This is a genomic window from Paenibacillus camerounensis, from assembly GCF_000723885.1.
Taxonomy (GTDB): domain Bacteria; phylum Bacillota; class Bacilli; order Paenibacillales; family Paenibacillaceae; genus Paenibacillus_AQ; species Paenibacillus_AQ camerounensis.
On record NZ_CCDG010000016.1, the window covers coordinates 112,015 to 124,138 of the forward strand.

A 12,124-nucleotide genomic window follows, 5' to 3' on the forward strand; every position below is an offset into this window, starting at 1 on the left:
GCTGTCCGCCGCATAAATTGAGTCTATGAAATCCGGTCTGCTGATGAGGAGGAAATAACTTGGAGACTGCGCTGCTAGGCAGCTTTCTGTCTGCAATGGCAACGGTGCTTGGAGCGGTGCCTATTTTGTTCGTGCGGAGATTATCCGAGCGCTGGAAGGATATTCTGGTCGCTTTTACTGCCGGGATTATGGTATCTGCTTCTACCTTCGGCTTAATGCCGCAGGCGATTAATGAATCGGGGATCATCGCCTTGACGCTTGGGCTGATTACCGGTGTGCTGATGCTGGATCTCATTGAAAAGAATATTCCGCATATCGACGTGGAGAACAAGCCCGGCTTCGCCAATATGGATTCCAAGGCACTGCTTGTCATGATTGCCCTGTTCATCCATAACATACCTGAAGGTCTGAGTACAGGCTTCAGCTATGCCAGCGAAGAGTCCAGTCTCGGCCCAATGGTGGCCATTGCCATCGGGGCACAAAATATGCCGGAGGGCCTTATTCTGGCTGTCTTCATGATGAATTCAAAATCTACCCGGGGGAAAGCGCTCGGTGTAGCGGCATTGACCGGGCTAATGGAGATGATATCTGCGGTTATCGGTTATTTTGCAGCCAGCTCCCTGGAGCATGCAGTCGGTTACGGGCTGGCGTTTGCCGCAGGAGCGATGCTCTTTATTGTCTATAAGGAGCTGATTCCGGAGAGCCATGGCCACGGTTATGAGCGGCCTTCCACGTATTCGTTTATTTTCGGGCTGCTGGCGATGGTATATATTACGCAATTTTTCGGCTGATCCTGCCGGGGAGGTGCCTGTATTTGCATCAGGCTTACAGAGCCGATATACTGAACGCATCCGAAGGCAGCAGAGTCTGCCGTCATCGGCAAAGGCTGAGGGTAAGGAGTGTGACAGGATGGACAGACTTGGAATTCAAGCTTCATTATCTTTCATTCTACTGATTGTCTCGTATCTGAGTTTCTATTATGCGTTGCCTAAACGCACGGCTTTTGCGCGATATAGTACACTGGTGCTGCTGATAGCAAGCGGTGCCCCGCTTGCCGTACTGCTCGTGCAGGAGAGCCTGCGGGAGGCGCTAGACGCCAATATCGGGCTGGGAATGGCATTCATGCTGACCTGGGCAATCACGGGTGTGGTATTGCTGGTGTCCCTGGTGCTGTGGATTAACCGTATCCGCAAAAAACGTTAACACGTCTGCTTCTGTGCTTATGGCGGTATTCCGTACTGAATAAAGACAGGCTATCCCTGCTGCAAATATGCAGCCTGCGGGATAGCCTGTTTGCTGTGCCTCTTACAGCTTAGCGGTGCGAGGTATAGACGCCTACTTTGACCGTCTGCCGGACAGCTGCTGCTTCAGCGGCAGTGAGCGGCGCTGCTTCAACTGCGGCAATGTTCAGCCGCAGCTGCTCCGGACTGCTCGCGCCGGGGATTACAGCTGCAACCGCCGGGTGTGACAGCGGGTAGTGGAGTGCGGTCTGCGTGAGGGTCCGCGGAGCAGAAGCCTGCCGCGTGAGCTCTTCATGCAGGGCGGCCAGTTCCGCTGCCGTATGATCGAGATAATCCTTCCCGAGCCTGGAGCGGCCGTTGTCTGTCAGGATGCCGCGCGCCAGCGGCCCGCGTGCAATCAGGCTGATGCCGTGCTGCTCAAGCAGCGGCAGTATGGCTTCTTCCGGCCGCCGGTCGAGAATGCTATATTGGCTCATGACACTTACGATTCGGGAACGCTTCACATATTCCCTGACCACATTCGGCCGGATGGAGGAAATACCGTAATAGCGGATCAGCCCCTCCTGCTTCAATTCTTCAAAGGCTTCAATCGTCTCATCGATATTGTCCTCCATGGTTCCGCCGTGCAGCTGATAGAGGTCGATATAGTCGGTCTGCAGCCTGCGGAGGCTATCCTGCACCGCGGATTTAATATAGGTCTTGGAGGCGTCCCAGGACCAGCCGTCCTGGCCGGAAATCCGGCGGTTACCTACCTTCGTAGCCAGAACGACTTCGCTGCGGCGTCCGCGTATCGCGGCGCCGACAAGCTCCTCATTACGGCCGGCATCATAAAGATCTGCTGTATCCAGGAAATTAATTCCCCGGTCCAGTGCCTCATGGATGATGGAGACGGCGGGGGCCTCCTCAGTTCCCAGAGACATGCAGCCCAGTCCCATGGCGCTTACATATAAGTCAGATTGCCCTAAGCGGTGCTTGTTCATTGTGCTGTGCATCCCTTTCTGCGCATGTTTTGTCCATTATACATTCCCCATGCAAAAGACGGCAAACGCCCCTGCCCGGCGTCTCAGCCCTGCAGTTTCATTTGCCGTCTATAATGCCGTGCTGTGCAATCATTCTTACGATTAACCCTGCAGGATAGCCTCGATCTGTTCCAGCTCGTCCGCGCTGAGCTCAGGCGCGTTCAGCGATGCCACTGCATCCTCAATCTGGCTTACCTTGCTTGCACCGATCAGCGCCGAGGTTACCTTGCCGCCGCGCAGCACCCAGGAGAGGGCAAGCTGCGACATTTTCTGGCCGCGGGCTGCAGCGATGTCGTTCAGCCTGCTAACCTTGCTGATAACTTCTTCGGTAATTTCCTTCTCGGATAGGAACACGCTTGGTCCTGCCGCACGGGAATCCGAGGAAATACCGTTCAGATAGCGGTCGGTCAGAATACCCTTATACAGCGGCGAGAAGGCGATGGTGCCGATGCCCTCTTCAGCAAGCACATCCTGCAGCTCGTCTTCGATCCAGCGGGCCATCATGGAATAGTTCGGCTGATGGATCAGGCAAGGTGTGCCCAGACGGCGGAGAATCTGCGCGGCTTCACGCGCCTCAGCCGGACGGTAGTTAGAAATACCGACATACAGCGCCTTACCCTGGCGGACAATAAGGTCGAGTGCGGCCATCGTTTCTTCCAGCGGAGTGTTCGGGTCTGGACGGTGGTGGTAGTAAATATCCACATAATCCAAGTCCATCCGCTTCAGGCTCTGGTCAAGGCTGGAGACCAGGTTTTTCTTGGAGCCCCATTCTCCATACGGGCCCGGCCACATGTAATAGCCGGCTTTGGTGGAGATGATCAGCTCATCACGGTAAGCGGCGAGATCCTGGCGGAGAATCCGTCCGAAATTCTCTTCAGCGGAGCCGGGAGGCGGTCCGTAGTTGTTGGCCAGGTCGAAATGGGTAATGCCCAGATCAAAGGCCCGGCGCACCATGGCCCGTCCGTTCTCGAACAGGTCGTTGCCGCCGAAGTTATGCCACAGGCCGAGCGAGATCGCCGGAAGCAGCAGGCCGCTCCGGCCGGTACGGTTATATTTCATCTGGTTATAGCGTTCAGGATTAGCGATGTACATGTGTTAACCTCCTAAAAGTTTTTGAAGTAAGCCTCCCTATAACGGAAGCGTTTACGGTTCAACGGATATGTTCTATTGTAGCGGAAGCAGCGGCCAAAAGCGTATGTCAGCATGGAAGATGTTTATAGACTAATGTCATTATTCGCATGGCGGCTGCGGTAGTCCTTGGGTGAACAGCCCTTGACCTTTTTGAACATCCGCGAAAAGAGCAGCGGGTCCTGGTAGCCGACCGAACGGGCGATTTCACCGACGGTGCAGCCGGTTTCGGCGAGCAGCTCACAGGCTTTGGCGATACGGAAATTCAGCAGATACTGCTGCGGCGGCAGGCCGACTGTACGTTTGAACAGGGCGGACAAATATTTGCGGTCCAGCTTCAGGGAGGCGGACATCATTTCAACGGTGATATTTTCACAGTAATGGGCATGCAGGAAGTGGAGGCATTCCTCAACGTATAAGCTTTTTGCACGCGGAAGCCTTACACTGTCCGTTGGCGCCGGAGCTGTACGCAGCAGGACTGCAAAGAACTCATACATGATTGCCTTTAGCGGCAGGTCCAGACCGTCAGCTGTTTCGGCTGCTGCTGTCAGCCTGTCGTAGAGCACGGGCATCAGCTGCTGGTCCATCGGAAAAACCGGCTGCTCCGGTGTGAGTGAGGTCCGGGACAATAAGGATTCCATTTCTTCTCCGGTGAAGGCTATCCAGGAATAGGTCCACGGCTCGGTACTGTCGGCTGCATAACGGGTGACCATATGCGGATAGATCAGAAAAGCCTGCCCGGCCTGCAGCCTGTGCTCGGCTTCTCCTACAGCGACCGTACCGGTGCCTGCGTGAATAAAGTGTATTTTGTAAAGGTCGCGAACGCCTGGACCGACGGAATGGCCGGGAGCACAGTGCTCAAAGCCCCAGTAATGCAGATGCAGGTCAGGACTGCTGCGGAACGGACGCTGCGGATTATATTTAAATACGGCCATATTTCAGCCTCTTTCCTGTGTAGAGTAGTCTTGAATCAGAGTAGATCCCTTTCATTATACAATAGTTTGAACCCGCAGTAGGAATACGCAAAAAGCCCCGCAGTCTGCCGGAGTCGGAGACAGGCGGGGCTTTTAAATACAGCAGGCAGATGGCACAGAGGCGCCGGTAAAGCTATAACGTGCAGAAGTTACAGCATCAGGCTTCCATTTTCAGCATAACCAGCTCATCCACCGGCTCGCCGCCTACCAGATGCTCCTCCACAATACGCGGCACATCCTCAGTGGTCACGTTATAGTACCAGATGCCGTCAGGGTATACGATGACGAAGGGACCATTACCGCATAGCCCGAGGCAGCTGGTTTTGTTGATTTTGACCGTTTTGTTGATGCCCTGCTCCACCAGCTGCTCCTTGAATGCCTGCATAACATCCTCAACCTCCTGGTTGTTGCAGTGCTCACTGCAGCAGAACAGCAGATGCTTTTTTAACACCTTTAAACGCATATTCATGGGTAGACCTCCTTGGTCACGTGAAAATGGCTGACATATCTTACGAGGAGTATAGTCCCTTTTGCCGGTGCTGTAACGAGGTTCGGATCATTGTTCGTAAAGGCTTAACATATGCTTAAATCCCGTGATTTACATGTAATCTTAGCTAACCTATACCGGCTAGATATGATGAAAATGTGTCGGTGGACAGAATTACCGGTGCCGCATCTGTTTCGAAAATTAATTTGAGGAATCGCCGGAAATGAAGAGATTTTCAGTTTAGCAGCAGGGGGAGTGGTTAATTAAGAAATGTGAAAGAGTGAGAATGAAATTTTAAAAAAAGCTATCAGGAGGGAATCGTTATGAACAGGAAAATTGTAGGTGTGTTCCATACCGAATATGAGGCTTCACAGGCTATTGAAGATCTGAAAAGCCACGGATTTCTGACAGAGGACATCTCCGTGATTGCCAGAAATAAACGTGATGTCAAAGCGATCAATGAAGAGACGGGCACTAAAGCGCCGGAGGGTATGGCTTCAGGAGCGGCAACGGGCGGACTGCTTGGCGGAGTAACCGGACTTCTGGCAGGTATCGGTGCCCTGGCTATACCGGGAATCGGACCGATTATTGCTGCCGGGCCGATTGCCGCAACCCTAACAGGGGCAGCGATTGGAGCCGGAACCGGCGGATTGGTCGGCGGCCTGATCGGCCTTGGAATTCCGGAGGATGAGGCGGAGAGCTATGAAAATGCTGTAGACGAAGGACGGATTCTGGTCATGGTGGATGCAGATAATAATCGTGCCGGTGATGTATATTCCGTATTCCGTAATCATAGTTCGGCTAATGCCGAAAGGTATATTGAGGATTCCGGTCCAGCCGCTTCCCGCAGAGATGCCGCTGACCATTCAGTCTCGGATGTGGCGGATGCCGCCTTCAACGGCTCAGGACTGGAAGGCCGGAATGATACGGGACTTGATACCATGAATTCCGCTCCGGTGCATGATCTGCCGGATGACCGGGCGCATGAGGATATTAACCAGCCGGGAATGAAGGCTGATCTATACTCCGGAACGCCTGACGGCATGGGCAAGGATGTGGATAGCAGAAGCTCGCTTGCTTTTGAAGATGAGGATGAAGAGGCCCGCAGGCACCGCCTGCGTGAGGAAGCCCGTGCCGTCAATCCCGGCGAAGAGCTGCTGAGAGACCACAGCCGCAGACGTTAAGCAGGCAGGCCTGAAGGACAGCAGGCTACAGCTAATAAAAGGGTTTGCCCGGTTCCTGCAGGACAGGACCCCGGGCAAACCCTTTTTTGCTGTACGTATGCTGTTGTCACTTGCCGGGGATTCTGCGCCAAGCATCAGAGCCTGGGGTCAGCCAGCTACATAAAAGCGACGTTCTGGCGGTCTGAGACACCCTGCGGAATGTCCTTGCCGGGCAGGAAATGAATGCTGCGGATATAGCGGATGGTCCGGCTCTGCGCCCGCATAATAACCGAATGTGTCTCCGCACGCTCCTTGCCGATGAAGCGCACACCGTTAAGGAATTCCCCGGAGGTAACTCCGGTAGCGGCGAAGATTACATCACCGGTGCCGACCATATCCTCCATCGACAGCACGCGGGCCGGATGATCCAGACCCATCATCAGGCAGCGCTGAAGCTCGAGCGGCCCTTCCGGCATAAGCCGGCCCTGGAGCTCACCGCCAAGGCATTTCAGGGCAGCGGCAGCCAGTACACCTTCCGGAGCGCCGCCGGAGCCCATGTACAGATCAACATCGCTGTCCGGCAGCGCCGCTGCGATCGCTCCGGCCACATCGCCGTGGCCGAGCAGCTTGATCCGCACACCCAGCGCGCGCAGGGTACCGATCAGCTCTTCATGGCGTTTGCGGTCGAGCACCATCACCGTCAGCTCAGACAAAGCTTTGCCGGTGATCATGCTTGCCTTGCGCAGTGTAACCTCCGCAGAATCGTCCAGGCTGAGCTTGCCGGCCAGCTCTGGGCCGCAGGCCAGCTTCTCCATGTAAATGTCGGGCGCATGCAGCAGGCTGCCGCGGTCGGCAATCGCGATGACCGACTGGGCGTTATGCAGCCCGCAGGCAACGACCTCTGTACCTTCAAGCGGGTCAACGGCCACATCAACAGCAGGACCGTTTCTCGTGCCAACTCGCTCTCCAATATAGAGCATCGGCGCTTCGTCCATTTCGCCTTCGCCGATTACAACGGTTCCGTCAATGGAGACAGAATCAAACATGGAACGTATGGCTGTTGTGGCGGCATCATCCGCCGCATTCTTGTCGCCCCGGCCAATCCAGCGTGCTGAGGATAAAGCACCCAGCTCCGTTACCCGTACAATCTCCAGTGCCAACTCGCGTTCCATATGTTTTCCCTCCATTAATAGTCTATAGGTTTGGTGTACAGCATTCCTGTGCGGCAGCTGGCAGGCTACAGATGGCCCATAATAATGCCTGCCGTTTCTTCAATGGCCTTGTCGGTAATGTCAATGACCGGGCAGCCCAGCTTCTTGAACAGCACTGCCGCGTATTCCATTTCCTCCTGAATCCGCTCCAGGCTTGCGTATTGCGAGCCGGCTGGCAGCCCGAGCATCTTCAGGCGTTCGGAGCGGATCTTCAGCATGTACTCCGGCTTCATCGTCAGGCCGATAATCCGGCTTGGCGGCAGGCTTAGAAGCTGCTGGGGCGGAGCAATCTCCGGGACAACCGGATAATTAACGACCTTCTTGCCCCGGTGGGCAAGGAAGATGCTAAGCGGGGTCTTGGACGTCCGGGACATACCCAGCAGCACGATATCTGCCTTCAGCATGGCACCAAGGTCGCGCCCGTCATCACAGGCAACGGTGAACTCGATGGCCTCAATCCGCCGGAAGTAATTCTCGTCCAGCTGATGCAGCAGCCCGGGACGGGCCTGCGGTGCATCGTCAAAGGTGTCGATGAACGCCTGCATCATCGGTCCCATAATATCTACAATCCGCAGGTCCAGGCGTACCGCTTCCTCGCGGATCACCTCCCGCAGCTCCGGCTGTACCAGTGTATAAGCGACGAAGCCCTGCAGCTGGGCTGTTTCCTCCATCAGCTTGCGCAGCTCATCCTCATGCCTTACATTGCCGTATCTCCTGATTGTGACACGCTGATTCTGGAACTGGTGGATAACGGCCTGCACTACTGCCTCTGCCGTATCGCCTATTGAATCTGAGCATATCGTGATGTAGTGCGAAGATTGCTCCATGCGTTTCTTATCCTCCCGTTATCCTTTGGCTTCGAGATCGAGGAGAAGCTTAACGATGGAAGTTTTGGTTAACCGTCCGACGACTTCGGGTCCCTGGACGGTTTCTTCCGCGCCGCCGGGCACGACCACCGGCAAGCTGTCAACCTCGTGAAAAATCATTTTGTGTGCGGCATCCAGCACCGGCTCATCCGGCGATACCGTCACTACCTTGGGCACCCGGGTCATGACCATGCTTACCGGCATGGACACTGCACCGGGATTACCGAGTGTTACCTTGAGAAAATCCTTGCGGGAGGCGACTCCGGCCAGCTTGCCTTCCCCGTCGCAGATAATCAGAGTGCCGACATCCTGCAGGAACAGGGTGACGACGGCATCCTGAATGGTTGTTGTTTCACGGATTACTACCGGAATGCTCTGGATATCCTTGACCTTCCGGTCCTTGAGCAGATAGCTGCCGCCCAAACGGGCTACTGACCGCTGGCCGGGGAAATAGCCGACCTTCGGCTTCGCATCAATATAATCCAGCATGACCAGAATGGACAGATCGTTACGGATCGTCGGCCGGCTGAGGTTCAAAGCTTCTGCGATCTGTTCGCCGGAGATCGGGGCACGTTTCTTCACAATGTCAATAATTTGCAGTTGACGGGATGTTAGTTCGATTGCGGGTCCCTCCATTTTCCGGATATTATGAGGTCTCTCCTATGGAAAAGGAGTACCGTTGGCCGATTCCCCCTCTTATTCAGACGTCTTAATGGCAATAATATCCCTTAACTTGGTTATATAATACGCAATAATGATCATTAATGCAACATATAGGACGTCATAAATAAATTTAGTAGGTGAAAATAGCTTTATTCCTGTGCAGCGGCATCCAATTGAGGCTTGGGAAGAACAGCAGGCGTCAGCTTCTTTTTGAACAGCAGCTGCTTCAGGGCACCGGCATTAACAAGCACTGTTCCGGCGATGATCGTGAACACACCGAGTATGGTAAGCCAGGTCACTGCCTCGTCATAGAACAAATAACCTACTCCGACGGCAATGGGCGGGGAGATATAGAGCCAGGTTGATGGAAACACCGGATTAGTCTTGGCAACAAGCCAGTAGAACAGAGTATGTCCAACCATGGAGCCGATTACGGTCAGATAGAGCAGCGACCCGGCGGTCCGGACAGAGAACAGAATTTCAGGGTGAGGCTGCTCGGCTGCCAATGACAGAATGAACAGGAGCAATCCCCCGTATATCATCTGTGCGGCATTCAGAGCGACCGGCGAGACGCTGGAGAAGGTGTTGATTACCTTTTTGGAATAAATCGCTCCGGCAGCGTAGCAGCATTCGCCGATTAACACGACAACACAGCCTGTGATCCAGAGCGGGGATACGTCTACAACCAGGCTCGGCAGCACAAGCAGCAGTACGCCGGTGAAGCCGATGATGCAGCCGAGCATGGAGTAGGAGGGCGCTTTTTGGCGGAGAACAGCGGTCTGCATCAGCAGGATCATCATCGGCCCTGTAGCTGACAGCACAGCAGCAAGTCCAGAGGATACGTATTGTTCAGCCCAGTATAGTGCAGAGAAGGTGCCGAAAGTCAGGGCAGCCCCGGTAATCAGCATTTCTTTGCGCAGCAGCAGGGAGAAGCTGGCTTTGCCTTTGAGGACCATCCACAGAAACAGGACGGCACCGGCCAGAAAGAAACGTATGCCAGCTGAGAAAAAGGGCGGCGCTCCGGCGTCTACGCCGATTTTGATAGCAAGAAAGGTAGTGCCGAAGATCAGACAGACAAGTGAATAAGCGAGCATAATCATAAATATTTCCCCTTTGTGAATGTGATATGGCAGTCCGGTAAAGCATTTTGGATAATCATAACTGGCAGGACACAGAACAGTTCATAATGAATAGAACAGATAGGGGGTTAGATGCTGTACAATAAGGGAAATAAAGTACGGAAATGAACAGTGCGCCGGAATAGCTGCGGTGTCTTCATAAATAGAAGAAGGTACGTGCGTTAGGACTGGGGAAATTGTGGAGAGAGGTGCAGAGCTATGAAACAACATGCGAGAGTGGAACAGAGCCATCCGCTCTTCCGTCAGGTCTACGATTATATGGTGAACCGGATAGTGCGCGAGGAGTGGAAGGTGCATGACAAGCTGCCGTCGATCCGGGTGCTGGCTGAGGAGCTGCAGGTGCACCGGCTGACGGTCTTCAAGGCATACCGGGAGCTGGCCAGCAGCGGCAGAGTCTATGTAAAAGACAAATCCGGCTATTACGTCTCGCCTGCCGGCATGCTGCGAGAGGAGCGCGTTGATCAGGAGGCTGATGCCGCTGCTGTACCGGTGTATTCCCTGACTAATCCGATGTCTGACATTCAGCGGATGCCGGTTCAGTATCAGTTCTCGCAGGCACTGATTGATCCGGGTCTGCTGCCCAACCTGTTTCTGTCTGATTATGTGAAAAAAGTATTTGACCTCTATCCGAAGGTTATGGGAACCTATTCCTCCGTCCAGGGCGACGAAGAGCTGCGCGGGGTGCTTAGCCTGCATTATCAGAAGCACTTTAAGCTGCAGCTGTCGCCTGCTGAGCTGCTGATCACCTCAGGCGCACAGCAGGCGATCAATCTGATTGCGGGCCTTGTGCTCGGACCGATGGATCATGTGATGGTAGAGCGGCCGACATATAGTGTGGCGCTTGATATTTTCCGGCGGGCGGGTGCCCGGCTGCTCCCGGTGACGATTACACCGGAGGGGTACGATCTGGAGGCAGTCGAGGAGCTGATGCGCACCTACCGGCCGCGGATGTTCTACATCAACCCGACCCATCATAACCCAACAGGCTATACCGTGCCGGCACGCCAGCGTAAGCTGCTGGTCGAGCTGGCAGAGCGTTACCGCTGCCTGCTGGTGGAGGATGACCCCTTCCGCGACATCTATTTCGGCGAGGCGCCGCCGGCGCCGTTCTTCGCCTACGATACCGAAGGCTGGGTCATCTACATCAGCAGCTTCAGTAAATACGTGGCACCGGGGCTGCGGATCTGCGCGGTAGCCTGCCGACATCCGTTCATGGAGCGGCTCATTACCGCCAAGTCGATGGCCGATAACGGATCACCGCTGCTGAACCAGAAAATCTTCCTGCATTACTACACCTCGCCGCGCCTGCAGCAGCATCTGGGCAAGCTGCGGATAGCACTGCAGGTACATAAAGAGATTATGGAGGAGGAGCTGGCCGGCAGCGGCTGGGAGTGGTCAGCGCCGGAGGGCGGGCTGAACCTGTGGATTAAGCTGCCGGAGTCTGTCTCCGCCGCTGCGCTGTTTGAGCGCAGTATGGGACATTCCATCTCCTTTGTACCAGGTGAGCTGTGCGACCCGCTCGGGGAGATGACCTCCTGGCTGCGGCTCAGCTATTCCTTCGCCAGCGAGAATGTGCTGCGTGAGGGCATGCGCAAGCTGATGCAGCTGGCGCGGGAGCTGTGAGATGCGGGGCGGGGCGTTCAAGCGGGTGAGGTTCCGTTGAAGGGTCTGGACAGACCGGACGCCTGACAGCGGGAGAAGCGAGGTGCAGAGACGGAGCTACATGTAGTGCCGGGAACGGGGCTTGAAAGCGGGCTGCGGGGCGGAATGAGAGGCAAAAATGCCTTTGAATTCGCTGGAAGTTGGCTGTGGGGCGGAATGAGAGGCAGAAATGCCTTTGAATTCGCTGGAAGTTGGCTGTGGGGCGGAATAAGAGGTAAAAATGCCTCTGAATTGGCCGGAAGTTGGCTGTGGGGCGGAATGAGAGGCAAAAATGCCTCTGAATTCGCTGGAAGTTGGCTTTGGGGCGGAATGAGAGGCAGAAATGCCTTTGAATTCGCTGGAAGTTGGCTGCGGGGCGGAATGAGAGGCAAAAATGCCTCTGAATTGGCCGGAAGTTGGCTTTGGGGCGGAATGAGAGGCAAAAATGCCTCTGAATTGGCCGTTTCCTGCCGCTAAGCCGCAGGCCGCATGATTTGTTCCGCGCAGTAGCAGCCTTCTCCTGCCTAAACTATATTCCGCGCGGTAGCACTCTAGCCAAAGTAACCAGCCGTATAACCAAACAGCGCCATGT

Annotated in this window: 12 protein-coding genes and 1 pseudogene; 5 read left to right on the forward strand and 8 right to left on the reverse strand. The window is 54.9% G+C overall.

Features of this window, described 5'->3' with window-relative positions; genetic code table 11:
* Positions 1 to 59: 59 nt before the first annotated feature.
* Positions 60 to 791 carry a ZIP family metal transporter gene (locus BN3772_RS06730; protein ID WP_042198032.1) on the forward strand — a complete coding sequence of 244 codons (732 nt, stop codon included), beginning with the start codon at positions 60 to 62 and terminating at the stop codon, positions 789 to 791.
* A 118-nt stretch (positions 792 to 909) separates the two neighbouring features.
* Entirely contained in the window at positions 910 to 1,203 is a 294-nt protein-coding gene (locus BN3772_RS06735) for a hypothetical protein (protein ID WP_042198034.1), read from the forward strand.
* A 109-nt stretch (positions 1,204 to 1,312) separates the two neighbouring features.
* Here BN3772_RS06735 and BN3772_RS06740 read toward each other — a convergent pair whose 3' ends face one another.
* The 4 genes from BN3772_RS06740 to BN3772_RS06755 all read right to left on the reverse strand — a co-directional run bounded on the left by BN3772_RS06740 (position 1,313) and on the right by BN3772_RS06755 (position 4,831).
* On the reverse strand, positions 1,313 to 2,221 hold the full coding sequence (locus BN3772_RS06740; protein ID WP_042198037.1) for an aldo/keto reductase: 909 nt from the start codon (positions 2,219 to 2,221) through the stop codon (positions 1,313 to 1,315).
* Between the two features lie 141 nt (positions 2,222 to 2,362).
* Positions 2,363 to 3,352: an aldo/keto reductase gene (locus tag BN3772_RS06745; protein WP_042198039.1), complete on the reverse strand. Its 990-nt coding sequence runs from the start codon at positions 3,350 to 3,352 to the stop codon at positions 2,363 to 2,365.
* Positions 3,353 to 3,474: 122 nt separating this feature from the next.
* Positions 3,475 to 4,323 (reverse strand): AraC family transcriptional regulator, encoded by an 849-nt coding sequence (locus BN3772_RS06750; protein ID WP_042198041.1) that lies wholly within the window; start codon positions 4,321 to 4,323, stop codon positions 3,475 to 3,477.
* Positions 4,324 to 4,519: 196 nt separating this feature from the next.
* Positions 4,520 to 4,831: a (2Fe-2S) ferredoxin domain-containing protein gene (locus tag BN3772_RS06755; RefSeq protein ID WP_042198045.1), complete on the reverse strand. Its 312-nt coding sequence runs from the start codon at positions 4,829 to 4,831 to the stop codon at positions 4,520 to 4,522.
* A 341-nt stretch (positions 4,832 to 5,172) separates the two neighbouring features.
* Between BN3772_RS06755 and BN3772_RS31180 the strand changes: the two are divergent.
* Positions 5,173 to 5,667: pseudogene (locus BN3772_RS31180) on the forward strand (general stress protein); the annotation flags it as partial.
* 521 nt (positions 5,668 to 6,188) lie between these two features.
* Here the strand turns inward: BN3772_RS31180 and glpX are convergent.
* From glpX to BN3772_RS06780, 4 genes are all read right to left on the reverse strand, one after another.
* Positions 6,189 to 7,184, reverse strand: coding sequence for a class II fructose-bisphosphatase (gene glpX / locus BN3772_RS06765; protein ID WP_042198047.1), 996 nt, complete (start codon positions 7,182 to 7,184; stop codon positions 6,189 to 6,191).
* 65 nt (positions 7,185 to 7,249) lie between these two features.
* Positions 7,250 to 8,050, reverse strand: a complete 801-nt coding sequence (locus BN3772_RS06770; RefSeq protein ID WP_042198050.1) for a pyruvate, water dikinase regulatory protein — start codon at positions 8,048 to 8,050, stop codon at positions 7,250 to 7,252.
* 18 nt (positions 8,051 to 8,068) lie between these two features.
* Positions 8,069 to 8,725 (reverse strand): helix-turn-helix transcriptional regulator, encoded by a 657-nt coding sequence (locus tag BN3772_RS06775; RefSeq protein ID WP_042198051.1) that lies wholly within the window; start codon positions 8,723 to 8,725, stop codon positions 8,069 to 8,071.
* Positions 8,726 to 8,901: 176 nt separating this feature from the next.
* Positions 8,902 to 9,852, reverse strand: a complete 951-nt coding sequence (locus BN3772_RS06780) for a DMT family transporter (protein ID WP_042198052.1) — start codon at positions 9,850 to 9,852, stop codon at positions 8,902 to 8,904.
* Positions 9,853 to 10,089: 237 nt separating this feature from the next.
* Here BN3772_RS06780 and BN3772_RS06785 point away from each other — a divergent pair, with 237 nt between their 5' ends.
* On the forward strand, positions 10,090 to 11,514 hold the full coding sequence (locus BN3772_RS06785; RefSeq protein ID WP_042198053.1) for an aminotransferase-like domain-containing protein: 1,425 nt from the start codon (positions 10,090 to 10,092) through the stop codon (positions 11,512 to 11,514).
* Positions 11,515 to 11,619: 105 nt separating this feature from the next.
* The gene (locus BN3772_RS06790) at positions 11,620 to 12,009 is read left to right on the forward strand and encodes a hypothetical protein (RefSeq protein WP_042198054.1); all 390 of its coding nucleotides are present in this window, start codon (positions 11,620 to 11,622) and stop codon (positions 12,007 to 12,009) included.
* Positions 12,010 to 12,124: the final 115 nt, after the last annotated feature.

Bases quoted from the DNA above. Each gene is read 5' to 3' on its own strand.
- BN3772_RS06735 (WP_042198034.1), top strand. From the start codon at position 910: ATGGACAGACTTGGAATTCAAGCTTCATTATCTTTCATTCTACTGATT.
- BN3772_RS06740 (WP_042198037.1), bottom strand. From the start codon at position 2,221: ATGAACAAGCACCGCTTAGGGCAATCTGACTTATATGTAAGCGCCATG.
- BN3772_RS06745 (WP_042198039.1), bottom strand. From the start codon at position 3,352: ATGTACATCGCTAATCCTGAACGCTATAACCAGATGAAATATAACCGT.
- BN3772_RS06750 (WP_042198041.1), bottom strand. From the start codon at position 4,323: ATGGCCGTATTTAAATATAATCCGCAGCGTCCGTTCCGCAGCAGTCCT.
- BN3772_RS06755 (WP_042198045.1), bottom strand. From the start codon at position 4,831: ATGAATATGCGTTTAAAGGTGTTAAAAAAGCATCTGCTGTTCTGCTGC.
- glpX (WP_042198047.1), bottom strand. From the start codon at position 7,184: ATGGAACGCGAGTTGGCACTGGAGATTGTACGGGTAACGGAGCTGGGT.
- BN3772_RS06770 (WP_042198050.1), bottom strand. From the start codon at position 8,050: ATGGAGCAATCTTCGCACTACATCACGATATGCTCAGATTCAATAGGC.
- BN3772_RS06775 (WP_042198051.1), bottom strand. From the start codon at position 8,725: ATGGAGGGACCCGCAATCGAACTAACATCCCGTCAACTGCAAATTATT.
- BN3772_RS06780 (WP_042198052.1), bottom strand. From the start codon at position 9,852: ATGATTATGCTCGCTTATTCACTTGTCTGTCTGATCTTCGGCACTACC.
- BN3772_RS06785 (WP_042198053.1), top strand. From the start codon at position 10,090: ATGAAACAACATGCGAGAGTGGAACAGAGCCATCCGCTCTTCCGTCAG.